30 protein-coding genes are annotated in these 21,251 nt (G+C 42.2%); 22 read left to right on the forward strand and 8 right to left on the reverse strand.

Annotated features, from left to right (window positions below; translation table 11 throughout):
- Nucleotides 1-10: 10 nt before the first annotated feature.
- Entirely contained in the window at nt 11-340 is a 330-nt protein-coding gene (locus J4N42_RS18130) for a helix-turn-helix domain-containing protein (protein WP_252034066.1), read from the reverse strand.
- A gap of 125 nt (nt 341-465) precedes the next feature.
- Here J4N42_RS18130 and J4N42_RS18135 point away from each other — a divergent pair, with 125 nt between their 5' ends.
- The 7 genes from J4N42_RS18135 to J4N42_RS18165 all read left to right on the forward strand — a co-directional run bounded on the left by J4N42_RS18135 (nt 466) and on the right by J4N42_RS18165 (nt 5,492).
- The gene (locus J4N42_RS18135; protein WP_252034067.1) at nt 466-1,608 is read left to right on the forward strand and encodes a phage/plasmid replication protein, II/X family; all 1,143 of its coding nucleotides are present in this window, start codon (nt 466-468) and stop codon (nt 1,606-1,608) included.
- A gap of 11 nt (nt 1,609-1,619) precedes the next feature.
- Nucleotides 1,620-1,928, forward strand: a complete 309-nt coding sequence (locus tag J4N42_RS18140) for a single-stranded DNA-binding protein (RefSeq protein ID WP_252034068.1) — start codon at nt 1,620-1,622, stop codon at nt 1,926-1,928.
- An 11-nt stretch (nt 1,929-1,939) separates the two neighbouring features.
- Nucleotides 1,940-2,179 (forward strand): hypothetical protein, encoded by a 240-nt coding sequence (locus tag J4N42_RS18145; protein ID WP_252034069.1) that lies wholly within the window; start codon nt 1,940-1,942, stop codon nt 2,177-2,179.
- Nucleotides 2,180-2,190: 11 nt separating this feature from the next.
- On the forward strand, nt 2,191-2,391 hold the full coding sequence (locus J4N42_RS18150; RefSeq protein ID WP_252034070.1) for a phage coat protein: 201 nt from the start codon (nt 2,191-2,193) through the stop codon (nt 2,389-2,391).
- A 144-nt stretch (nt 2,392-2,535) separates the two neighbouring features.
- A complete protein-coding gene (locus J4N42_RS18155) occupies nt 2,536-4,053 on the forward strand; it encodes a hypothetical protein (protein ID WP_252034071.1) in 1,518 nt (505 codons plus the stop codon).
- Nucleotides 4,054-4,056: 3 nt separating this feature from the next.
- A complete protein-coding gene (locus tag J4N42_RS18160) occupies nt 4,057-4,371 on the forward strand; it encodes a DUF2523 family protein (protein ID WP_252034073.1) in 315 nt (104 codons plus the stop codon).
- On the forward strand, nt 4,368-5,492 hold the full coding sequence (locus tag J4N42_RS18165) for a zonular occludens toxin domain-containing protein (protein ID WP_252034074.1): 1,125 nt from the start codon (nt 4,368-4,370) through the stop codon (nt 5,490-5,492). Before J4N42_RS18160 ends, J4N42_RS18165 begins: the two co-directional genes overlap by 4 nt.
- A gap of 143 nt (nt 5,493-5,635) precedes the next feature.
- Here the strand turns inward: J4N42_RS18165 and J4N42_RS18170 are convergent, their stop codons facing one another.
- Nucleotides 5,636-5,947, reverse strand: a complete 312-nt coding sequence (locus J4N42_RS18170; protein WP_252034075.1) for a hypothetical protein — start codon at nt 5,945-5,947, stop codon at nt 5,636-5,638.
- A 339-nt stretch (nt 5,948-6,286) separates the two neighbouring features.
- Entirely contained in the window at nt 6,287-6,616 is a 330-nt protein-coding gene (locus J4N42_RS18175; protein WP_252034066.1) for a helix-turn-helix domain-containing protein, read from the reverse strand.
- 125 nt (nt 6,617-6,741) lie between these two features.
- Here J4N42_RS18175 and J4N42_RS18180 point away from each other — a divergent pair, with 125 nt between their 5' ends.
- The 7 genes from J4N42_RS18180 (at nt 6,742) to J4N42_RS18210 (ending at nt 11,768) form a co-directional block, all read left to right on the forward strand.
- The gene (locus tag J4N42_RS18180) at nt 6,742-7,884 is read left to right on the forward strand and encodes a phage/plasmid replication protein, II/X family (protein WP_252034067.1); all 1,143 of its coding nucleotides are present in this window, start codon (nt 6,742-6,744) and stop codon (nt 7,882-7,884) included.
- Between the two features lie 11 nt (nt 7,885-7,895).
- Nucleotides 7,896-8,129 (forward strand): hypothetical protein, encoded by a 234-nt coding sequence (locus J4N42_RS18185; protein ID WP_252034076.1) that lies wholly within the window; start codon nt 7,896-7,898, stop codon nt 8,127-8,129.
- Nucleotides 8,130-8,216: 87 nt separating this feature from the next.
- The gene (locus tag J4N42_RS18190) at nt 8,217-8,456 is read left to right on the forward strand and encodes a hypothetical protein (protein ID WP_252034069.1); all 240 of its coding nucleotides are present in this window, start codon (nt 8,217-8,219) and stop codon (nt 8,454-8,456) included.
- An 11-nt stretch (nt 8,457-8,467) separates the two neighbouring features.
- Nucleotides 8,468-8,668: a phage coat protein gene (locus tag J4N42_RS18195; protein ID WP_252034070.1), complete on the forward strand. Its 201-nt coding sequence runs from the start codon at nt 8,468-8,470 to the stop codon at nt 8,666-8,668.
- Nucleotides 8,669-8,925: 257 nt separating this feature from the next.
- Nucleotides 8,926-10,329 (forward strand): hypothetical protein, encoded by a 1,404-nt coding sequence (locus J4N42_RS18200; RefSeq protein ID WP_252034077.1) that lies wholly within the window; start codon nt 8,926-8,928, stop codon nt 10,327-10,329.
- A gap of 3 nt (nt 10,330-10,332) precedes the next feature.
- On the forward strand, nt 10,333-10,647 hold the full coding sequence (locus J4N42_RS18205) for a DUF2523 family protein (protein WP_252034073.1): 315 nt from the start codon (nt 10,333-10,335) through the stop codon (nt 10,645-10,647).
- Nucleotides 10,644-11,768 carry a zonular occludens toxin domain-containing protein gene (locus tag J4N42_RS18210; RefSeq protein ID WP_252034074.1) on the forward strand — a complete coding sequence of 375 codons (1,125 nt, stop codon included), beginning with the start codon at nt 10,644-10,646 and terminating at the stop codon, nt 11,766-11,768. The genes J4N42_RS18205 and J4N42_RS18210 overlap by 4 nt, the downstream gene beginning before the upstream one ends.
- A gap of 143 nt (nt 11,769-11,911) precedes the next feature.
- Here J4N42_RS18210 and J4N42_RS18215 read toward each other — a convergent pair whose 3' ends face one another.
- Nucleotides 11,912-12,223, reverse strand: coding sequence for a hypothetical protein (locus J4N42_RS18215; RefSeq protein ID WP_252034075.1), 312 nt, complete (start codon nt 12,221-12,223; stop codon nt 11,912-11,914).
- Between the two features lie 339 nt (nt 12,224-12,562).
- A complete protein-coding gene (locus J4N42_RS18220) occupies nt 12,563-12,892 on the reverse strand; it encodes a helix-turn-helix domain-containing protein (protein WP_252034066.1) in 330 nt (109 codons plus the stop codon).
- Between the two features lie 125 nt (nt 12,893-13,017).
- Here J4N42_RS18220 and J4N42_RS18225 point away from each other — a divergent pair, with 125 nt between their 5' ends.
- The 7 genes from J4N42_RS18225 to J4N42_RS18255 all read left to right on the forward strand — a co-directional run bounded on the left by J4N42_RS18225 (nt 13,018) and on the right by J4N42_RS18255 (nt 18,044).
- Complete coding sequence (locus J4N42_RS18225; protein ID WP_252034067.1) at nt 13,018-14,160, forward strand: phage/plasmid replication protein, II/X family; 1,143 nt, start codon at nt 13,018-13,020, stop codon at nt 14,158-14,160.
- Between the two features lie 11 nt (nt 14,161-14,171).
- A complete protein-coding gene (locus J4N42_RS18230; RefSeq protein WP_252034068.1) occupies nt 14,172-14,480 on the forward strand; it encodes a single-stranded DNA-binding protein in 309 nt (102 codons plus the stop codon).
- An 11-nt stretch (nt 14,481-14,491) separates the two neighbouring features.
- Nucleotides 14,492-14,731: a hypothetical protein gene (locus J4N42_RS18235; protein ID WP_252034069.1), complete on the forward strand. Its 240-nt coding sequence runs from the start codon at nt 14,492-14,494 to the stop codon at nt 14,729-14,731.
- An 11-nt stretch (nt 14,732-14,742) separates the two neighbouring features.
- Nucleotides 14,743-14,943 carry a phage coat protein gene (locus tag J4N42_RS18240; RefSeq protein WP_252034070.1) on the forward strand — a complete coding sequence of 67 codons (201 nt, stop codon included), beginning with the start codon at nt 14,743-14,745 and terminating at the stop codon, nt 14,941-14,943.
- Between the two features lie 144 nt (nt 14,944-15,087).
- Nucleotides 15,088-16,605 (forward strand): hypothetical protein, encoded by a 1,518-nt coding sequence (locus tag J4N42_RS18245; protein WP_252034071.1) that lies wholly within the window; start codon nt 15,088-15,090, stop codon nt 16,603-16,605.
- Between the two features lie 3 nt (nt 16,606-16,608).
- The gene (locus tag J4N42_RS18250) at nt 16,609-16,923 is read left to right on the forward strand and encodes a DUF2523 family protein (RefSeq protein ID WP_252034073.1); all 315 of its coding nucleotides are present in this window, start codon (nt 16,609-16,611) and stop codon (nt 16,921-16,923) included.
- Nucleotides 16,920-18,044: a zonular occludens toxin domain-containing protein gene (locus J4N42_RS18255; protein WP_252034074.1), complete on the forward strand. Its 1,125-nt coding sequence runs from the start codon at nt 16,920-16,922 to the stop codon at nt 18,042-18,044. The genes J4N42_RS18250 and J4N42_RS18255 overlap by 4 nt, the downstream gene beginning before the upstream one ends.
- A gap of 319 nt (nt 18,045-18,363) precedes the next feature.
- Here the strand turns inward: J4N42_RS18255 and yciH are convergent, their stop codons facing one another.
- Together yciH and J4N42_RS18265 are read right to left on the reverse strand one after the other, a co-directional pair.
- Nucleotides 18,364-18,675, reverse strand: a complete 312-nt coding sequence (yciH, locus tag J4N42_RS18260; protein ID WP_252034078.1) for a stress response translation initiation inhibitor YciH — start codon at nt 18,673-18,675, stop codon at nt 18,364-18,366.
- A 7-nt stretch (nt 18,676-18,682) separates the two neighbouring features.
- On the reverse strand, nt 18,683-19,057 hold the full coding sequence (locus J4N42_RS18265) for a DUF3319 domain-containing protein (protein WP_252034079.1): 375 nt from the start codon (nt 19,055-19,057) through the stop codon (nt 18,683-18,685).
- A gap of 100 nt (nt 19,058-19,157) precedes the next feature.
- Between J4N42_RS18265 and J4N42_RS18270 the strand changes: the two genes are divergently transcribed.
- Entirely contained in the window at nt 19,158-20,114 is a 957-nt protein-coding gene (locus J4N42_RS18270) for a tyrosine-type recombinase/integrase (protein WP_252034080.1), read from the forward strand.
- Here the strand turns inward: J4N42_RS18270 and J4N42_RS18275 are convergent.
- Nucleotides 20,111-21,109 (reverse strand): D-alanine--D-alanine ligase, encoded by a 999-nt coding sequence (locus J4N42_RS18275; protein WP_252034081.1) that lies wholly within the window; start codon nt 21,107-21,109, stop codon nt 20,111-20,113. The two genes, J4N42_RS18270 and J4N42_RS18275, sit on opposite strands and share 4 nt — an antisense overlap.
- Nucleotides 21,110-21,251 lie beyond the last annotated feature (142 nt).

Consider the following 21,251-nt stretch of genomic DNA (forward strand, 5'->3'; position numbering starts at 1 on the left):
TCCGCACTAATTACTTCCTTTGTACACTTTCAATCTGATGCTTTATTAGCACAGCTTCTACTATTTGGTTTAAACATTCCTTTTCATGATCATTTAGGATTTCAACTCTTTTCATGTTGTAAGCCAGTGAATCGTCTAGTGATGTTTCCAGGTTACCAAATATGTCTTTTATACCTCCGCCTAGCTCTATCAGTGCTTTCATCATCTGGCTAAATTTTGGCTCAGTTTCTCCGTTCTCATATTTCATGTAGGTGATATTGCTTACCCCCATAATCTGAGCAACCTGTTTTTGAGTTAAATTTTTCTTTAGCCTTAGCTCTTTTAATATTTCGTTACACATTGTGATGCATACGCCGTTTTATAAGATTGCTTATATAGTAACTCATGTTTTTTTATACAGTTAGCTTGAAAGTATATTTTTCTTATGCTTCCATATAAGAAAAATTAGTATTGACAGAATTTCGTATGTTTTTCATTGACCAACTATTCGTTCAACAAGATCACCCCGAAGGGAATCTTCCTTTGGTTGGTACTCATGTTATTGAGCGTCTGGACATGGAAACAGGCGAGAAGCTACCACCTAGCGTAAATCAAAAGCGTTTAGAGGGTTCATTTAGCACAAAGTTAACCATTCGTTGTAACGGTACTCGCGTTCGAGTTGAGGGAAATCCCTCACGCTGGCAAAGAATGGATAACCTTTTTGGGTTACAGACTTTGGATGAGTGCATAGAAGTCTATAACCATGTTTTAGCAAAGTATGACTTACCACCACTGACTAAAAACACACGCTTATTTCATCGCCAAACACCTGATGGAAAAAGTTCTTCTCTAGTCGGTGATGGTGCAGAAATTACATCAATAGACTTCACTCAAAATCATGAAATCGGGCAGGGCAAAGAGGCTTCTTTTATCCGTGGAATGTCTTCAATGCAAATTGGTCGAGCTCGAAAGCCAAAGCTCTATCCAAATGGCATGACATGTAACTGGGGCGAAGCATCGACTTGGATCATGACCAAGCTTTATTGTAAAGCGTTCGAGCTGAAAGAGCACTTAAAGAAAGACAAACGCAAGAAAGACGGTGTTTCACCTGAGCAACTGGATTACATAGAAAAATTAATAGACTACTGCGAAAAGCAGGGCGTAGTTCGAGAAGAACACAGCTTAAGACAAACATTATTAAAACGTCACAATCTGCATCTGTATGGCTTGGTAACAGAACAGGACTTTTACAAACACTTAAACGACATCGAGAACGCCATGAACACATTACAAGTTAACCATGACGAACATCAGTCAATTGCGCATCAGCTACTAAATGCAGGTGCAGTAAATACTTTACGACAAGCTAATACCACCATGAGCTATTTCGCCATGTGGCAACACGGTGCAGATTTGCGTGATGTTCTAAGTCAAAGACAATTCTATGAGCACAAAGCTCGCCTAAAACAAATCGGTATTGATATCGGCCAACAGTTCGATGTGAGCCGTATGTGTCCAACTCTGAAACGTTCAGAGGTAATTGAAGTTAAACCGCTAAGAGTGCCTGACTGGTATCAACTGCCAGTGGTAGCTCAATCAAATATTTTGCCATTCAGGGCAATCGCTTAGGAGATAAACAAATGCTAGTAATTGAAGTCGCGCCAGAAGATGTAAAGGTAACAACTCGAATCATTCCCGCTCGTGGTGATAACCCTGCACGAACCGTTTACGACCAAACGGTACTTTTCCGCATGGGTGGCCGCTCTATCATCGAATCACGCTTGAGCCATGATTCTGAAAATGACCGTTTGGAAGCTGGGCTTTATACGCTCGACGGTTCTTCATACCAAATCAACAACTTTGGCGGCGCTGAGCTTAAAAAGGGTTATCAGCAAACAATCATTCCTCTTAAGCAGGCCATTGCGCCGTTTATGAACTCTCTTAAGTAAGGAAACGGATTATGACTAGTTGCGTGGCTACTGACCAAGACGGCTTTCTCTATCTCTCTATGGAGTCGATTGAAACGTGCTCGCAATTGGTCGTACTAAGTGCCGATGAATACAACTACCTTACGTCTCATACATCAATAACAGGGGCAGAGGTTGTCGAGTTTTATTCATTCGGTTTTGCATTGGTCTTTTTCGGTTGGATTATTTCCTTTCCGATTAAGGCCGTACTCAAAGCTGTAAAATTGATATAAGGAAATTCATTATGAAAAAGTATCTAGTTGCCGCTGTGGCTCTTGGAACATCTTCAGCTTCTCATGCTGCACTTGATCTGACATCTCTATGGGCTGAAGTAGATTTGTCTGGCATTGCAACAAGTGTGTTGGGTGTTGGTGTTACAGCTGTTGGTATTGCTGTCGCATTTAAATCCATCCGTCTTGCTAAACGCGCTGTTGGTTTAGCGTAAGTTTTGCTTCTAGCTCTATATGATTTGCAGCTGCTCATATTCACACTTTTAGGTGGTCTTTCAGCAAGTATATGTGCAGCTAACATGCGAATCTAATCACAGACAAGGGGCTTTCGAGTCCCTTTTTTTATAGGAGTAAAGCACGTGAAAAGGATATTCGCTCTTCTCATTTTATCTCTCATATCACAAAGTGTTTTCGCTGTTGTTCAACTGACTGAAAAAAATTCAACCTATCGAAGTTCATGCGGCTCCGTTGGTATGGTGGTTCATATAAATTACTTTGTTGGTTGTACGGTTGAGAAACGCAGTATTTCTGGCACTTGGTCTAATAAAGGTGCAGCGACCAAAGCTTACACCAGTAACGGGTATGTAGCCGTTGATACTCCCTCTCAAAACCGCTTAATGCTGTTCAAATACACATGGTCTAGCTGTCCTGAGGGAACAGTACTTGTTGACAATGAATGTCAGAACCAATGCGAATCACTCGCTGGCAATGAAAATCAACACACATGGGATTACTTCAAATTTGGCTCCAGTCCTACTTTTTGTTCCAGTGGATGCGCACTCAAAGTAACCGGTTCTGTATGTTCTCTTGCAACTGGCGGATGTGGGGGAACGGTAGTCATTACGGGTTCAACTTGTACGGGCGAGGGAACGGGAGGCGGTAACATGCCTGACCAAGTACCTAGTGGTTGCGAAGAATACAACGGACAATATTTGTGTCCAGAAGATACTAACGGTGATGGCGTTCCTGACGATGGCCAACCGTTCGACACTGCGGCCAAGTGTGGCTACGACGCATCAGATAAATTCAGTTGCTCCGGTGGTACATATGCCGAAGAAGAATACGCCATGACTGACCCGACCAAACCACTAGAGGGTGTCGAGTCTTCACCAATTCAAGGAAGTGATACCGAAGCGATTAGTGTAGAGGGTGTGAGCGAACCTACATTGGAAAACGACCAGCAAGAACAAGTGTTGCTACTCAACAAGCAAATCAATGCGCTTCTAGCTGGCCTTAATGAAGACAATAACCAGAACTTTAAACAAGTCATCGATGAACTCAAGAACTCCAACGAGTTCAACCAGAAGCAACTTGACCAAATCGTAGCGGGTACAAATAAGCAACTTGAGATATGGGAAGAACTTAAAGCCTTGCAGACAACAGCTACTCAAGACACGGTTAACGCCATTAGAGAACTTGGCGAATACGATGAGTTTTATCACAACGCGGCGATGGCTAAACAGAATGAATTACTAGCAGCACTTCAAGCGCTTCAAGGTTCTGGTGAAGGTGAGGGCAATACCTCTGGTGAACAAATATTAGATGCCATTCAAGGCGTTGAGTATAACGGATGTTCTGGAGACCCATGTAACGAACCTTACACCTCTGAACACACAACCAATTCGCTCAAGACTGAGATGGTGACCCGCCTTACCTCTACCAAGGACGCTATCTATAACGGGATGCTTTCAGCTTTTGTAGACATTGATTTGTCTGGCGCATCTCGCCCGTCTTTTTCTTTGGATATGTCGGGTTTTGGCTTTGGTACATATAGCTTCGATGACTACGTAAATCTTGATTACATATTCAGCTTTATACGCGTTTGTATCTTGTTCACTGCTGCAATGCTTTGCCGCAGAATCATCTTTGGAGGGTAAGAAATGGATTGGCTAAGAGACATAATTCAAGACCTGATAGATACCATTTACACGCTGTTTCACTCACTGGTCGAGATAGCAAAAGACATTGTTTACTTCCTTTTTGATCTCATTATGAGTGTTGTCGATGCTATCGTATTGACGGCTATTGAACTGTTTGAACCCATTGATATTGGTCAATACATGACAGGCTTCCCACCCGAATCCGCTTGGGTACTTGGTCAGGTCGGAGTGCCTCAAGCTTTGGGTATGATTGTTTCCTCAATTGGTATTAGGCTCATGCTTCAACTCGTACCGTTTACGAGGTTAGGCTCATGATATACGCAATAGTCGGTCGCCCTCGGTCGGGCAAAAGTTATGAAGCTGTGGCTTACCATGTGATTCCGGCAATCAAGAAAGGTCGCAAGGTAATTACTAATCTGGCTCTTAATATTGACTTCTTCGTCAAGGTCTATGGTGAATCCGTTCGTGACCTAATCGTCATGGTTGATGGTGAACTTAACCACTACGGCAAGTTGGATAGGCCGTTTTCCAAGCATGAACACTATCAGGATGAATGGAGAAATGACGATGGTGTAGGGCCTTTGTATATCGTCGATGAAGCGCATATGGTGCTCCCCAATAGGCAGCTAGATTCCAAAATACTGGAGTTCTATTCGCTTCATGGTCATTACGGTATCGATATCATTTTGCTTACTCAGAACTTACGCAAGATTCACCGTGACATTAAGGACATGATTGAGTTGACTTACTACTGCGCTAAAAACACCGCGCTAGGCTCTGACAAGACTTACACAAAAAAGGTAAGGGTAGGTGCTACCACTGAAACTGTTAACCAAGAACAGCGTAAATACCGTAAGGAAATATTCCCGTTCTATAAGAGTCACACCCAAAGTTCAAAGGATGTTGTCGAAGCTGCGGCAAAAGATATCAAACCGATTTGGAAGCACTGGACGGTATGGTTATCAGCCATTTTTCTATGTGGTGGTGCTGTAATTGTTTACTTAAATGGTGGCTTATTTGGCTTTTTTGCATCTGAGCCAGAAGCGTCCCTAGAGGAACCAATCAATGTTCAAACCGAAGATGAACCCAAAGAAGAAACTAAAACGGAAGCTAAAAAGAGTCGTAAAAAAGATCCTTTATCGGGTTTTAAACTTTACGTATCCGGTGAGGCTTTGCAGGCTGCTTTTGATGAGAATAAGAAACCAATCAGGAAGCTAACGTTTAAGAACTATTATATTGATGTCTATGAGAAAGACTTCAAGATGTTCACGTTCACACATCATGATTTGATAAACATTGGTTACGAATTCGAGGTGTTAAGTGATTGTTTGTTTAGTGCCACGTTCGGCGGTCATACACGACTCATTACTTGCGGAAACTATGAAGAACAAGAGAAGCAGAGTGATTTGTTTGCAGCCGCGCCAATTGGACTTTGATAACTAGATAGTGCGCATTATCTGTTGTGTTTATGTTGAATGTTTAGCGGTCAGTACAGTAGCGTCAGCACTGGCCGCCGTCCTGAAAGGGCGCATTTACACATAAACTGGATAATGCGCCACTTGGATAATTTACCCAATCGTTACGTCTCAAGAATACCAATTGTTGAGAAAACAATGATAAGTGCGGCGCTCGTAGCTAGCACTCCAAAGAGTACAACTTCAAAAATATCTTCCTTATCTCCTGATTTTTTATTTGTATAGTATTTTGTTGTTGTCGCAACGCTAAACGCAACAGCAATTACTATTGTTATACGGGCTGTCATTACGTGGGTTAGCAAAGCCAAAGAAATAACTAGTAGAACGATCTTCCAATTTCTTTTTGCCCAGTCCCTGAAACCTAATAGCATGACCCCAATAATGAAAACAAAGGGAATTAGCATGTATGCTTCCATAGTTCTCCTCTCTATAATCCCGTAGGGAAAAGGGCGCTTGTTACCGTTCTTGGGTATGACTCATCCAAACGCCCGAAAACCAGCTCCCTTTGAATATCCCACAAAACACCCTTGCTTCTTGCCAGAACAATCCCTCGCAGAGCCTTTCAACATCAAAGGGGCGTTTTCCTACTGGAACCCATTTTACCATTCAATATATAAAGCCTGTTTTTAAAGTGGAGGGGCCCCGTTTCGTCGGGGAGGAACCACTTTAAAAAATAGGATAATTGTTATTCGGTTGTTAAAAAAGAAAGTTGGGGTTTCTGTTACACCCCAACTAACTGCGGAATTCCGCACTAATTACTTCCTTTGTACACTTTCAATCTGATGCTTTATTAGCACAGCTTCTACTATTTGGTTTAAACATTCCTTTTCATGATCATTTAGGATTTCAACTCTTTTCATGTTGTAAGCCAGTGAATCGTCTAGTGATGTTTCCAGGTTACCAAATATGTCTTTTATACCTCCGCCTAGCTCTATCAGTGCTTTCATCATCTGGCTAAATTTTGGCTCAGTTTCTCCGTTCTCATATTTCATGTAGGTGATATTGCTTACCCCCATAATCTGAGCAACCTGTTTTTGAGTTAAATTTTTCTTTAGCCTTAGCTCTTTTAATATTTCGTTACACATTGTGATGCATACGCCGTTTTATAAGATTGCTTATATAGTAACTCATGTTTTTTTATACAGTTAGCTTGAAAGTATATTTTTCTTATGCTTCCATATAAGAAAAATTAGTATTGACAGAATTTCGTATGTTTTTCATTGACCAACTATTCGTTCAACAAGATCACCCCGAAGGGAATCTTCCTTTGGTTGGTACTCATGTTATTGAGCGTCTGGACATGGAAACAGGCGAGAAGCTACCACCTAGCGTAAATCAAAAGCGTTTAGAGGGTTCATTTAGCACAAAGTTAACCATTCGTTGTAACGGTACTCGCGTTCGAGTTGAGGGAAATCCCTCACGCTGGCAAAGAATGGATAACCTTTTTGGGTTACAGACTTTGGATGAGTGCATAGAAGTCTATAACCATGTTTTAGCAAAGTATGACTTACCACCACTGACTAAAAACACACGCTTATTTCATCGCCAAACACCTGATGGAAAAAGTTCTTCTCTAGTCGGTGATGGTGCAGAAATTACATCAATAGACTTCACTCAAAATCATGAAATCGGGCAGGGCAAAGAGGCTTCTTTTATCCGTGGAATGTCTTCAATGCAAATTGGTCGAGCTCGAAAGCCAAAGCTCTATCCAAATGGCATGACATGTAACTGGGGCGAAGCATCGACTTGGATCATGACCAAGCTTTATTGTAAAGCGTTCGAGCTGAAAGAGCACTTAAAGAAAGACAAACGCAAGAAAGACGGTGTTTCACCTGAGCAACTGGATTACATAGAAAAATTAATAGACTACTGCGAAAAGCAGGGCGTAGTTCGAGAAGAACACAGCTTAAGACAAACATTATTAAAACGTCACAATCTGCATCTGTATGGCTTGGTAACAGAACAGGACTTTTACAAACACTTAAACGACATCGAGAACGCCATGAACACATTACAAGTTAACCATGACGAACATCAGTCAATTGCGCATCAGCTACTAAATGCAGGTGCAGTAAATACTTTACGACAAGCTAATACCACCATGAGCTATTTCGCCATGTGGCAACACGGTGCAGATTTGCGTGATGTTCTAAGTCAAAGACAATTCTATGAGCACAAAGCTCGCCTAAAACAAATCGGTATTGATATCGGCCAACAGTTCGATGTGAGCCGTATGTGTCCAACTCTGAAACGTTCAGAGGTAATTGAAGTTAAACCGCTAAGAGTGCCTGACTGGTATCAACTGCCAGTGGTAGCTCAATCAAATATTTTGCCATTCAGGGCAATCGCTTAGGAGATAAACAAATGCTAGTAATTGAAGTCGCGCCAGAAGATGTAAAGGTAACAACTCGAATCATTCCCGCTCGTGGTGATAACCCTGCACGAACCGTTTACGACCAAACGGTACTTTTCCGCATGGGTGGCCGCTCTATCATCGAATCACGCTTGAGCCATGATTCTGAAAATGACCGTTTGGAAGCTGGGCTTTATACGCTCGACGGTTTCTTCATACCAAATCAACAACTTTGGCGGCGCTGAGCTTAAAAAGGGTTATCAGCAAACAATCATTCCTCTTAAGCAGGCCATTGCGCCGTTTATGAACTCTCTTAAGTAAGGAAACGGATTATGACTAGTTGCGTGGCTACTGACCAAGACGGCTTTCTCTATCTCTCTATGGAGTCGATTGAAACGTGCTCGCAATTGGTCGTACTAAGTGCCGATGAATACAACTACCTTACGTCTCATACATCAATAACAGGGGCAGAGGTTGTCGAGTTTTATTCATTCGGTTTTGCATTGGTCTTTTTCGGTTGGATTATTTCCTTTCCGATTAAGGCCGTACTCAAAGCTGTAAAATTGATATAAGGAAATTCATTATGAAAAAGTATCTAGTTGCCGCTGTGGCTCTTGGAACATCTTCAGCTTCTCATGCTGCACTTGATCTGACATCTCTATGGGCTGAAGTAGATTTGTCTGGCATTGCAACAAGTGTGTTGGGTGTTGGTGTTACAGCTGTTGGTATTGCTGTCGCATTTAAATCCATCCGTCTTGCTAAACGCGCTGTTGGTTTAGCGTAAGTTTTGCTTCTAGCTCTATATGATTTGCAGCTGCTCATATTCACAGTTTTAGGTGGTCTTTCAGCAAGTATATGTGCAGCTAACATGCGAATCTAATCACAGACAAGGGGCTTTCGAGTCCCTTTTTTTATAGGAGTAAAGCACGTGAAAAGGATATTCGCTCTTCTCATTTTATCTCTCATATCACAAAGTGTTTTCGCTGTTGTTCAACTGACTGAAAAAATTCAACCTATCGAAGTTCATGCGGCTCCGTTGGTATGGTGGTTCATATAAATTACTTTGTTGGTTGTACGGTTGAGAAACGCAGTATTTCTGGCACTTGGTCTAATAAAGGTGCAGCGACCAAAGCTTACACCAGTAACGGGTATGTAGCCGTTGATACTCCCTCTCAAAACCGCTTAATGCTGTTCAAATACACATGGTCTAGCTGTCCTGAGGGAACAGTACTTGTTGACAATGAATGTCAGAACCAATGCGAATCACTCGCTGGCAATGAAAATCAACACACATGGGATTACTTCAAATTTGGCTCCAGTCCTACTTTTTGTTCCAGTGGATGCGCACTCAAAGTAACCGGTTCTGTATGTTCTCTTGCAACTGGCGGATGTGGGGGAACGGTAGTCATTACGGGTTCAACTTGTACGGGCGAGGGAACGGGAGGCGGTAACATGCCTGACCAAGTACCTAGTGGTTGCGAAGAATACAACGGACAATATTTGTGTCCAGAAGATACTAACGGTGATGGCGTTCCTGACGATGGCCAACCGTTCGACACTGCGGCCAAGTGTGGCTACGACGCATCAGATAAATTCAGTTGCTCCGGTGGTACATATGCCGAAGAAGAATACGCCATGACTGACCCGACCAAACCACTAGAGGGTGTCGAGTCTTCACCAATTCAAGGAAGTGATACCGAAGCGATTAGTGTAGAGGGTGTGAGCGAACCTACATTGGAAAACGACCAGCAAGAACAAGTGTTGCTACTCAACAAGCAAATCAATGCGCTTCTAGCTGGCCTTAATGAAGACAATAACCAGAACTTTAAACAAGTCATCGATGAACTCAAGAACTCCAACGAGTTCAACCAGAAGCAACTTGACCAAATCGTAGCGGGTACAAATAAGCAACTTGAGATATGGGAAGAACTTAAAGCCTTGCAGACAACAGCTACTCAAGACACGGTTAACGCCATTAGAGAACTTGGCGAATACGATGAGTTTTATCACAACGCGGCGATGGCTAAACAGAATGAATTACTAGCAGCACTTCAAGCGCTTCAAGGTTCTGGTGAAGGTGAGGGCAATACCTCTGGTGAACAAATATTAGATGCCATTCAAGGCGTTGAGTATAACGGATGTTCTGGAGACCCATGTAACGAACCTTACACCTCTGAACACACAACCAATTCGCTCAAGACTGAGATGGTGACCCGCCTTACCTCTACCAAGGACGCTATCTATAACGGGATGCTTTCAGCTTTTGTAGACATTGATTTGTCTGGCGCATCTCGCCCGTCTTTTTCTTTGGATATGTCGGGTTTTGGCTTTGGTACATATAGCTTCGATGACTACGTAAATCTTGATTACATATTCAGCTTTATACGCGTTTGTATCTTGTTCACTGCTGCAATGCTTTGCCGCAGAATCATCTTTGGAGGGTAAGAAATGGATTGGCTAAGAGACATAATTCAAGACCTGATAGATACCATTTACACGCTGTTTCACTCACTGGTCGAGATAGCAAAAGACATTGTTTACTTCCTTTTTGATCTCATTATGAGTGTTGTCGATGCTATCGTATTGACGGCTATTGAACTGTTTGAACCCATTGATATTGGTCAATACATGACAGGCTTCCCACCCGAATCCGCTTGGGTACTTGGTCAGGTCGGAGTGCCTCAAGCTTTGGGTATGATTGTTTCCTCAATTGGTATTAGGCTCATGCTTCAACTCGTACCGTTTACGAGGTTAGGCTCATGATATACGCAATAGTCGGTCGCCCTCGGTCGGGCAAAAGTTATGAAGCTGTGGCTTACCATGTGATTCCGGCAATCAAGAAAGGTCGCAAGGTAATTACTAATCTGGCTCTTAATATTGACTTCTTCGTCAAGGTCTATGGTGAATCCGTTCGTGACCTAATCGTCATGGTTGATGGTGAACTTAACCACTACGGCAAGTTGGATAGGCCGTTTTCCAAGCATGAACACTATCAGGATGAATGGAGAAATGACGATGGTGTAGGGCCTTTGTATATCGTCGATGAAGCGCATATGGTGCTCCCCAATAGGCAGCTAGATTCCAAAATACTGGAGTTCTATTCGCTTCATGGTCATTACGGTATCGATATCATTTTGCTTACTCAGAACTTACGCAAGATTCACCGTGACATTAAGGACATGATTGAGTTGACTTACTACTGCGCTAAAAACACCGCGCTAGGCTCTGACAAGACTTACACAAAAAAGGTAAGGGTAGGTGCTACCACTGAAACTGTTAACCAAGAACAGCGTAAATACCGTAAGGAAATATTCCCGTTCTATAAGAGTCACACCCAAAGTTCAAAGGATGTTGTCGAAGCTGCGGCAAAAGATATCAAACCGATTTGGAAGCACTGGACGGTATGGTTATCAGCCATTTTTCTATGTGGTGGTGCTGTAATTGTTTACTTAAATGGTGGCTTATTTGGCTTTTTTGCATCTGAGCCAGAAGCGTCCCTAGAGGAACCAATCAATGTTCAAACCGAAGATGAACCCAAAGAAGAAACTAAAACGGAAGCTAAAAAGAGTCGTAAAAAAGATCCTTTATCGGGTTTTAAACTTTACGTATCCGGTGAGGCTTTGCAGGCTGCTTTTGATGAGAATAAGAAACCAATCAGGAAGCTAACGTTTAAGAACTATTATATTGATGTCTATGAGAAAGACTTCAAGATGTTCACGTTCACACATCATGATTTGATAAACATTGGTTACGAATTCGAGGTGTTAAGTGATTGTTTGTTTAGTGCCACGTTCGGCGGTCATACACGACTCATTACTTGCGGAAACTATGAAGAACAAGAGAAGCAGAGTGATTTGTTTGCAGCCGCGCCAATTGGACTTTGATAACTAGATAGTGCGCATTATCTGTTGTGTTTATGTTGAATGTTTAGCGGTCAGTACAGTAGCGTCAGCACTGGCCGCCGTCCTGAAAGGGCGCATTTACACATAAACTGGATAATGCGCCACTTGGATAATTTACCCAATCGTTACGTCTCAAGAATACCAATTGTTGAGAAAACAATGATAAGTGCGGCGCTCGTAGCTAGCACTCCAAAGAGTACAACTTCAAAAATATCTTCCTTATCTCCTGATTTTTTATTTGTATAGTATTTTGTTGTTGTCGCAACGCTAAACGCAACAGCAATTACTATTGTTATACGGGCTGTCATTACGTGGGTTAGCAAAGCCAAAGAAATAACTAGTAGAACGATCTTCCAATTTCTTTTTGCCCAGTCCCTGAAACCTAATAGCATGACCCCAATAATGAAAACAAAGGGAATTAGCATGTATGCTTCCATAGTTCTCCTCTCTATAATCCCGTAGGGAAAAGGGCGCTTGTTACCGTTCTTGGGTATGACTCATCCAAACGCCCGAAAACCAGCTCCCTTTGAATATCCCACAAAACACCCTTGCTTCTTGCCAGAACAATCCCTCGCAGAGCCTTTCAACATCAAAGGGGCGTTTTCCTACTGGAACCCATTTTACCATTCAATATATAAAGCCTGTTTTTAAAGTGGAGGGGCCCCGTTTCGTCGGGGAGGAACCACTTTAAAAAATAGGATAATTGTTATTCGGTTGTTAAAAAAGAAAGTTGGGGTTTCTGTTACACCCCAACTAACTGCGGAATTCCGCACTAATTACTTCCTTTGTACACTTTCAATCTGATGCTTTATTAGCACAGCTTCTACTATTTGGTTTAAACATTCCTTTTCATGATCATTTAGGATTTCAACTCTTTTCATGTTGTAAGCCAGTGAATCGTCTAGTGATGTTTCCAGGTTACCAAATATGTCTTTTATACCTCCGCCTAGCTCTATCAGTGCTTTCATCATCTGGCTAAATTTTGGCTCAGTTTCTCCGTTCTCATATTTCATGTAGGTGATATTGCTTACCCCCATAATCTGAGCAACCTGTTTTTGAGTTAAATTTTTCTTTAGCCTTAGCTCTTTTAATATTTCGTTACACATTGTGATGCATACGCCGTTTTATAAGATTGCTTATATAGTAACTCATGTTTTTTTATACAGTTAGCTTGAAAGTATATTTTTCTTATGCTTCCATATAAGAAAAATTAGTATTGACAGAATTTCGTATGTTTTTCATTGACCAACTATTCGTTCAACAAGATCACCCCGAAGGGAATCTTCCTTTGGTTGGTACTCATGTTATTGAGCGTCTGGACATGGAAACAGGCGAGAAGCTACCACCTAGCGTAAATCAAAAGCGTTTAGAGGGTTCATTTAGCACAAAGTTAACCATTCGTTGTAACGGTACTCGCGTTCGAGTTGAGGGAAATCCCTCACGCTGGCAAAGAATGGATAACCTTTTTGGGTTACAGACTTTGGATGAGTGCATAGAAGTCTATAACCATGTTTTAGCAAAGTATGACTTACCACCACTGACTAAAAACACACGCTTATTTCATCGCCAAACACCTGATGGAAAAAGTTCTTCTCTAGTCGGTGATGGTGCAGAAATTACATCAATAGACTTCACTCAAAATCATGAAATCGGGCAGGGCAAAGAGGCTTCTTTTATCCGTGGAATGTCTTCAATGCAAATTGGTCGAGCTCGAAAGCCAAAGCTCTATCCAAATGGCATGACATGTAACTGGGGCGAAGCATCGACTTGGATCATGACCAAGCTTTATTGTAAAGCGTTCGAGCTGAAAGAGCACTTAAAGAAAGACAAACGCAAGAAAGACGGTGTTTCACCTGAGCAACTGGATTACATAGAAAAATTAATAGACTACTGCGAAAAGCAGGGCGTAGTTCGAGAAGAACACAGCTTAAGACAAACATTATTAAAACGTCACAATCTGCATCTGTATGGCTTGGTAACAGAACAGGACTTTTACAAACACTTAAACGACATCGAGAACGCCATGAACACATTACAAGTTAACCATGACGAACATCAGTCAATTGCGCATCAGCTACTAAATGCAGGTGCAGTAAATACTTTACGACAAGCTAATACCACCATGAGCTATTTCGCCATGTGGCAACACGGTGCAGATTTGCGTGATGTTCTAAGTCAAAGACAATTCTATGAGCACAAAGCTCGCCTAAAACAAATCGGTATTGATATCGGCCAACAGTTCGATGTGAGCCGTATGTGTCCAACTCTGAAACGTTCAGAGGTAATTGAAGTTAAACCGCTAAGAGTGCCTGACTGGTATCAACTGCCAGTGGTAGCTCAATCAAATATTTTGCCATTCAGGGCAATCGCTTAGGAGATAAACAAATGCTAGTAATTGAAGTCGCGCCAGAAGATGTAAAGGTAACAACTCGAATCATTCCCGCTCGTGGTGATAACCCTGCACGAACCGTTTACGACCAAACGGTACTTTTCCGCATGGGTGGCCGCTCTATCATCGAATCACGCTTGAGCCATGATTCTGAAAATGACCGTTTGGAAGCTGGGCTTTATACGCTCGACGGTTCTTCATACCAAATCAACAACTTTGGCGGCGCTGAGCTTAAAAAGGGTTATCAGCAAACAATCATTCCTCTTAAGCAGGCCATTGCGCCGTTTATGAACTCTCTTAAGTAAGGAAACGGATTATGACTAGTTGCGTGGCTACTGACCAAGACGGCTTTCTCTATCTCTCTATGGAGTCGATTGAAACGTGCTCGCAATTGGTCGTACTAAGTGCCGATGAATACAACTACCTTACGTCTCATACATCAATAACAGGGGCAGAGGTTGTCGAGTTTTATTCATTCGGTTTTGCATTGGTCTTTTTCGGTTGGATTATTTCCTTTCCGATTAAGGCCGTACTCAAAGCTGTAAAATTGATATAAGGAAATTCATTATGAAAAAGTATCTAGTTGCCGCTGTGGCTCTTGGAACATCTTCAGCTTCTCATGCTGCACTTGATCTGACATCTCTATGGGCTGAAGTAGATTTGTCTGGCATTGCAACAAGTGTGTTGGGTGTTGGTGTTACAGCTGTTGGTATTGCTGTCGCATTTAAATCCATCCGTCTTGCTAAACGCGCTGTTGGTTTAGCGTAAGTTTTGCTTCTAGCTCTATATGATTTGCAGCTGCTCATATTCACACTTTTAGGTGGTCTTTCAGCAAGTATATGTGCAGCTAACATGCGAATCTAATCACAGACAAGGGGCTTTCGAGTCCCTTTTTTTATAGGAGTAAAGCACGTGAAAAGGATATTCGCTCTTCTCATTTTATCTCTCATATCACAAAGTGTTTTCGCTGTTGTTCAACTGACTGAAAAAAATTCAACCTATCGAAGTTCATGCGGCTCCGTTGGTATGGTGGTTCATATAAATTACTTTGTTGGTTGTACGGTTGAGAAACGCAGTATTTCTGGCACTTGGTCTAATAAAGGTGCAGCGACCAAAGCTTACACCAGTAACGGGTATGTAGCCGTTGATACTCCCTCTCAAAACCGCTTAATGCTGTTCAAATACACATGGTCTAGCTGTCCTGAGGGAACAGTACTTGTTGACAATGAATGTCAGAACCAATGCGAATCACTCGCTGGCAATGAAAATCAACACACATGGGATTACTTCAAATTTGGCTCCAGTCCTACTTTTTGTTCCAGTGGATGCGCACTCAAAGTAACCGGTTCTGTATGTTCTCTTGCAACTGGCGGATGTGGGGGAACGGTAGTCATTACGGGTTCAACTTGTACGGGCGAGGGAACGGGAGGCGGTAACATGCCTGACCAAGTACCTAGTGGTTGCGAAGAATACAACGGACAATATTTGTGTCCAGAAGATACTAACGGTGATGGCGTTCCTGACGATGGCCAACCGTTCGACACTGCGGCCAAGTGTGGCTACGACGCATCAGATAAATTCAGTTGCTCCGGTGGTACATATGCCGAAGAAGAATACGCCATGACTGACCCGACCAAACCACTAGAGGGTGTCGAGTCTTCACCAATTCAAGGAAGTGATACCGAAGCGATTAGTGTAGAGGGTGTGAGCGAACCTACATTGGAAAACGACCAGCAAGAACAAGTGTTGCTACTCAACAAGCAAATCAATGCGCTTCTAGCTGGCCTTAATGAAGACAATAACCAGAACTTTAAACAAGTCATCGATGAACTCAAGAACTCCAACGAGTTCAACCAGAAGCAACTTGACCAAATCGTAGCGGGTACAAATAAGCAACTTGAGATATGGGAAGAACTTAAAGCCTTGCAGACAACAGCTACTCAAGACACGGTTAACGCCATTAGAGAACTTGGCGAATACGATGAGTTTTATCACAACGCGGCGATGGCTAAACAGAATGAATTACTAGCAGCACTTCAAGCGCTTCAAGGTTCTGGTGAAGGTGAGGGCAATACCTCTGGTGAACAAATATTAGATGCCATTCAAGGCGTTGAGTATAACGGATGTTCTGGAGACCCATGTAACGAACCTTACACCTCTGAACACACAACCAATTCGCTCAAGACTGAGATGGTGACCCGCCTTACCTCTACCAAGGACGCTATCTATAACGGGATGCTTTCAGCTTTTGTAGACATTGATTTGTCTGGCGCATCTCGCCCGTCTTTTTCTTTGGATATGTCGGGTTTTGGCTTTGGTACATATAGCTTCGATGACTACGTAAATCTTGATTACATATTCAGCTTTATACGCGTTTGTATCTTGTTCACTGCTGCAATGCTTTGCCGCAGAATCATCTTTGGAGGGTAAGAAATGGATTGGCTAAGAGACATAATTCAAGACCTGATAGATACCATTTACACGCTGTTTCACTCACTGGTCGAGATAGCAAAAGACATTGTTTACTTCCTTTTTGATCTCATTATGAGTGTTGTCGATGCTATCGTATTGACGGCTATTGAACTGTTTGAACCCATTGATATTGGTCAATACATGACAGGCTTCCCACCCGAATCCGCTTGGGTACTTGGTCAGGTCGGAGTGCCTCAAGCTTTGGGTATGATTGTTTCCTCAATTGGTATTAGGCTCATGCTTCAACTCGTACCGTTTACGAGGTTAGGCTCATGATATACGCAATAGTCGGTCGCCCTCGGTCGGGCAAAAGTTATGAAGCTGTGGCTTACCATGTGATTCCGGCAATCAAGAAAGGTCGCAAGGTAATTACTAATCTGGCTCTTAATATTGACTTCTTCGTCAAGGTCTATGGTGAATCCGTTCGTGACCTAATCGTCATGGTTGATGGTGAACTTAACCACTACGGCAAGTTGGATAGGCCGTTTTCCAAGCATGAACACTATCAGGATGAATGGAGAAATGACGATGGTGTAGGGCCTTTGTATATCGTCGATGAAGCGCATATGGTGCTCCCCAATAGGCAGCTAGATTCCAAAATACTGGAGTTCTATTCGCTTCATGGTCATTACGGTATCGATATCATTTTGCTTACTCAGAACTTACGCAAGATTCACCGTGACATTAAGGACATGATTGAGTTGACTTACTACTGCGCTAAAAACACCGCGCTAGGCTCTGACAAGACTTACACAAAAAAGGTAAGGGTAGGTGCTACCACTGAAACTGTTAACCAAGAACAGCGTAAATACCGTAAGGAAATATTCCCGTTCTATAAGAGTCACACCCAAAGTTCAAAGGATGTTGTCGAAGCTGCGGCAAAAGATATCAAACCGATTTGGAAGCACTGGACGGTATGGTTATCAGCCATTTTTCTATGTGGTGGTGCTGTAATTGTTTACTTAAATGGTGGCTTATTTGGCTTTTTTGCATCTGAGCCAGAAGCGTCCCTAGAGGAACCAATCAATGTTCAAACCGAAGATGAACCCAAAGAAGAAACTAAAACGGAAGCTAAAAAGAGTCGTAAAAAAGATCCTTTATCGGGTTTTAAACTTTACGTATCCGGTGAGGCTTTGCAGGCTGCTTTTGATGAGAATAAGAAACCAATCAGGAAGCTAACGTTTAAGAACTATTATATTGATGTCTATGAGAAAGACTTCAAGATGTTCACGTTCACACATCATGATTTGATAAACATTGGTTACGAATTCGAGGTGTTAAGTGATTGTTTGTTTAGTGCCACGTTCGGCGGTCATACACGACTCATTACTTGCGGAAACTATGAAGAACAAGAGAAGCAGAGTGATTTGTTTGCAGCCGCGCCAATTGGACTTTGATAACTAGATAGTGCGCATTATCTATCTTATGTTAAATGACATTAAGTAAGAACTAATAATGTCGCTATTCCTATTCCCTACACCTTTAAATCTACAATATTAAACATAATAGTGATTTACCATAAAATACCTAATAATCAGTTAGTTAATCTTCGATTCTCTAACTGATTATTTTGTTTGATGAAACGACTATATTGCCTTCTAGCCATTATCACGTCGGTGTTCTTACAACTAAAGGCCGAGAGAAAACCTTAACGAGTTAAGAGTTTGTTTTTACTAAAAAGCCCGCTATAAAGCGGGCTTTCCAATGTTGTTCGAGTTAGCCACCAGCAAGTTTTACTGTATGACCTTTCTTTTCGAGGTGTGCTTTTATTTTATCTCGAGCATCACCTTGGATCTCAATATTACCGTCTTTCACAGAGCCACCACAGCCACAGACCTTTTTAAGTTCCGCAGCTAGCAGTTTTAATGGTGCATCATCAAGGTCTAAACCGGTAACGATGCAAACTCCTTTGCCTTTACGGCCTTTCGTTTGACGCTGAACACGCACTATACCATCGCCTTTTGGGCGCTCTACTTTTTCTTCTTCTGGCTTAATTCGACCCACTTCAGTGGAATAAACGAGACTCATAGTTAAATTACTTCTTTTGTTGATCAGCTTTCTGCTTAGCGAGCAGATAGGCTTCTATATGTTTCTGAATGGCGATCTTCGATCCTTTGATTAGACGGCCGTTGAAAAAACAATACCACGCGTTAGGCTCGCCAGTATCGTTTTTAAGTGCGTAGCCACCAAAATTTTCCGCAGCAGGAGAACCAGACTCTTCTCGCTTTCTACCTACCGATGAAAACTCCTTAGGGTCGATGATTGTTGCTGTATCGCAAAACCAATCAATACTCTTTTTAACAGCAGCCATGCTACCAGATAAAACATGGTTTTTGATCTTAACTTGCCACACATCGGTGGTACTTCCAGCAGATTGGAGGTTAAAGCCTCTATAAGTCGCGACAGCCATATTGATAACATTTCTTATTGATATAGTTACTTAAATAATAATTGTATCTGCGATGTTATCAAGTATATTGTGTTGAAAAACAACGTTATAGTGCGTCAGGATGCGAAAAAATATACCTATAACCACCGATCAAACAGTTTTGAAACAATTGCTTGGGGAGTTTTGCCAGTTGGTGACATTAGAGAAATTCGATGAATTAACGCACTCCGAATATTCTCGCAACACATTGTTAGCAATGACTAAAGACTGGAATCTATTCGTTGAATTCTGCCAAACTCGAAACGTTCGTCCCCTACCTTCGTCTATCGCGGCAATTCGCCAGTTTATAGAGAAAGAAGCTCGCACCCGTAAGTACTCGACGATTAGGCGCTATCTGGTGACTATTGGTGTTGTGCACCGACTGCTGTCACTTCCTGATCCCACTAACAATGCCTTACTACGTAATTCCGTAACAAAACTTAGACTAGCCAAAAAAGGAGATGCAAAACAAGCAGCCGAGTTTACTGCGTCCCATTTAAACATCCTTAATGAAAAACTGTCCAGCTCTCCCTCAGCGAAGGATGTACGCGATCTTGCTATTTATTACGTTATGTTTGAATGCGCACTCAAACGTCGTGAGTTGAAGTCACTTTCCCGAACTCAGTTAGAGCTGATGGATAACAAATACCTGGTTGTTTTAAATGAACACAAATATGCACTAAGCCTTGAAGGCACTGTTGCGGTCGCTAAGTGGATTAATATGAGCCAAAACGATTCACAGTATGTGTTCAGAGGGATTGATCGTCACGGGAATATTGGTAAAAACCAATTGGATGATTCATCAATATATCGAATAGTCCGACATGCGGGGGATTTGATCGGTGGTGATTTGTCGTTTTCTGGCCAATCGACGCGTGTCGGAGCAGCTAGAGAGTTAGCAAAGCAAGGTGTTAGAGTGAAAGATATTCAGAGCTTTGGACGCTGGCAAAGTATTGCTATGCCCTACCAGTATCTCGGTAATGTCGAAAGCTCTGAGTCTGAAATGGTAAAATTTAAATCAATCAAGAATTGGGATTAATTCTTTAACGACGTTTTTACGCAATTTGCTAAAAACTGTGAGAACGGCAGTCCGGCGTTTTCAACCATTTTAGGGAACATAGATATTGGAGTCATACCTGGGAATGTATTTACTTCGTTCAGGTAGATCTCCCCTTCTTCCGTTAAAAAGAAGTCGATTCGAGATAAATGTCTCAGGCGCATTTGCGTGAAAACAGTTTCTGCGCTGTGAGCGATAACATCACGTTGGGCTTCTGTCAGATCAGTGGCTTCAATAACGGTAGTTGAATGGCTATCGGCACTGTACTTTTCTTCATAAGAATAGAATGCATCGCTTGGCGCAATAACTTCACCAGGTTTGCTGATATATAGCTTGCCATCTTGCTCATAGGCAGCCACTTCCAATTCACGCGGTTTCACCGCTTTTTCAACCAAAACCTGGTCGGAATAGGTGAAAGCAGCATCGATAGATTCTTTTAATTGCGCCTTATCTGTTACCTTGTAACAACCGACAGAAGAGCCTTGACGTGCAGCTTTCACAAATAAAGAGCCCCACTTATCAAAAGCTTGTTCACTGCGTTGATACGATTCTTCGTCGTTTTGAGATAGGAACAGGTATGGTGTGTTCGGGATACCTAACGCGTCATACCAAAGCTTAGATGTGATCTTATTGAAACTATTGGTACTTGCTTCTGGGCCACACCCTAAGTAAGGAATTCCGGCAAGCTCAAGCATTGATTGAATGTCTCCTGTTTCACCAGGATATCCGTGAATACAAGGTACGACGAAATCAATAGAGGTTGAGCTATTTTCGCTGTTTAAGGAGGCGGTGTTTGTATCTAGGTAAACTAAGCGACCATGACAGTCGTACCAACCCTCTTGCTTCATTTCAACGCGGATGACATTGAAGTCTTCAGTTTGACCTAATTGGTCTTGCAAGTAGTTAGCAGAAACAAGTGACACTTCATGCTCGGCTGAGCCACCGCCACAAAGAAGAAGAATGGTAGTTTTAGTCATTAAGGTTCTTTCCATGACACAACGTTAGAATCATGGCAGATATCATAATCAATCTACTGAGAAGTTACACTCGTAAAGAGTCAATACTCACGCTGTGGTGTTTGTTTGGGTGAATTTTAGACACGAAAAAGGGGCAAAAGCC

The organism is Vibrio sp. SCSIO 43135, from assembly GCF_023716665.1.
In the GTDB taxonomy this organism is placed as follows: domain Bacteria; phylum Pseudomonadota; class Gammaproteobacteria; order Enterobacterales; family Vibrionaceae; genus Vibrio; species Vibrio paucivorans.

Excerpts from the sequence above, each read along its gene's own strand:
- J4N42_RS18130 (WP_252034066.1), bottom strand. The coding sequence starts at position 340 with ATGTGTAACGAAATATTAAAAGAGCTAAGGCTAAAGAAAAATTTAACT.
- J4N42_RS18135 (WP_252034067.1), top strand. The coding sequence starts at position 466 with ATGTTTTTCATTGACCAACTATTCGTTCAACAAGATCACCCCGAAGGG.
- J4N42_RS18140 (WP_252034068.1), top strand. The coding sequence starts at position 1,620 with ATGCTAGTAATTGAAGTCGCGCCAGAAGATGTAAAGGTAACAACTCGA.
- J4N42_RS18145 (WP_252034069.1), top strand. The coding sequence starts at position 1,940 with ATGACTAGTTGCGTGGCTACTGACCAAGACGGCTTTCTCTATCTCTCT.
- J4N42_RS18150 (WP_252034070.1), top strand. The coding sequence starts at position 2,191 with ATGAAAAAGTATCTAGTTGCCGCTGTGGCTCTTGGAACATCTTCAGCT.
- J4N42_RS18160 (WP_252034073.1), top strand. The coding sequence starts at position 4,057 with ATGGATTGGCTAAGAGACATAATTCAAGACCTGATAGATACCATTTAC.
- J4N42_RS18165 (WP_252034074.1), top strand. The coding sequence starts at position 4,368 with ATGATATACGCAATAGTCGGTCGCCCTCGGTCGGGCAAAAGTTATGAA.
- J4N42_RS18170 (WP_252034075.1), bottom strand. The coding sequence starts at position 5,947 with ATGGAAGCATACATGCTAATTCCCTTTGTTTTCATTATTGGGGTCATG.
- J4N42_RS18175 (WP_252034066.1), bottom strand. The coding sequence starts at position 6,616 with ATGTGTAACGAAATATTAAAAGAGCTAAGGCTAAAGAAAAATTTAACT.
- J4N42_RS18180 (WP_252034067.1), top strand. The coding sequence starts at position 6,742 with ATGTTTTTCATTGACCAACTATTCGTTCAACAAGATCACCCCGAAGGG.
- J4N42_RS18185 (WP_252034076.1), top strand. The coding sequence starts at position 7,896 with ATGCTAGTAATTGAAGTCGCGCCAGAAGATGTAAAGGTAACAACTCGA.
- J4N42_RS18190 (WP_252034069.1), top strand. The coding sequence starts at position 8,217 with ATGACTAGTTGCGTGGCTACTGACCAAGACGGCTTTCTCTATCTCTCT.
- J4N42_RS18195 (WP_252034070.1), top strand. The coding sequence starts at position 8,468 with ATGAAAAAGTATCTAGTTGCCGCTGTGGCTCTTGGAACATCTTCAGCT.
- J4N42_RS18200 (WP_252034077.1), top strand. The coding sequence starts at position 8,926 with ATGGTGGTTCATATAAATTACTTTGTTGGTTGTACGGTTGAGAAACGC.
- J4N42_RS18205 (WP_252034073.1), top strand. The coding sequence starts at position 10,333 with ATGGATTGGCTAAGAGACATAATTCAAGACCTGATAGATACCATTTAC.
- J4N42_RS18210 (WP_252034074.1), top strand. The coding sequence starts at position 10,644 with ATGATATACGCAATAGTCGGTCGCCCTCGGTCGGGCAAAAGTTATGAA.
- J4N42_RS18215 (WP_252034075.1), bottom strand. The coding sequence starts at position 12,223 with ATGGAAGCATACATGCTAATTCCCTTTGTTTTCATTATTGGGGTCATG.
- J4N42_RS18220 (WP_252034066.1), bottom strand. The coding sequence starts at position 12,892 with ATGTGTAACGAAATATTAAAAGAGCTAAGGCTAAAGAAAAATTTAACT.
- J4N42_RS18225 (WP_252034067.1), top strand. The coding sequence starts at position 13,018 with ATGTTTTTCATTGACCAACTATTCGTTCAACAAGATCACCCCGAAGGG.
- J4N42_RS18230 (WP_252034068.1), top strand. The coding sequence starts at position 14,172 with ATGCTAGTAATTGAAGTCGCGCCAGAAGATGTAAAGGTAACAACTCGA.
- J4N42_RS18235 (WP_252034069.1), top strand. The coding sequence starts at position 14,492 with ATGACTAGTTGCGTGGCTACTGACCAAGACGGCTTTCTCTATCTCTCT.
- J4N42_RS18240 (WP_252034070.1), top strand. The coding sequence starts at position 14,743 with ATGAAAAAGTATCTAGTTGCCGCTGTGGCTCTTGGAACATCTTCAGCT.
- J4N42_RS18250 (WP_252034073.1), top strand. The coding sequence starts at position 16,609 with ATGGATTGGCTAAGAGACATAATTCAAGACCTGATAGATACCATTTAC.
- J4N42_RS18255 (WP_252034074.1), top strand. The coding sequence starts at position 16,920 with ATGATATACGCAATAGTCGGTCGCCCTCGGTCGGGCAAAAGTTATGAA.
- yciH (WP_252034078.1), bottom strand. The coding sequence starts at position 18,675 with ATGAGTCTCGTTTATTCCACTGAAGTGGGTCGAATTAAGCCAGAAGAA.
- J4N42_RS18265 (WP_252034079.1), bottom strand. The coding sequence starts at position 19,057 with ATGGCTGTCGCGACTTATAGAGGCTTTAACCTCCAATCTGCTGGAAGT.
- J4N42_RS18270 (WP_252034080.1), top strand. The coding sequence starts at position 19,158 with ATGCGAAAAAATATACCTATAACCACCGATCAAACAGTTTTGAAACAA.
- J4N42_RS18275 (WP_252034081.1), bottom strand. The coding sequence starts at position 21,109 with ATGACTAAAACTACCATTCTTCTTCTTTGTGGCGGTGGCTCAGCCGAG.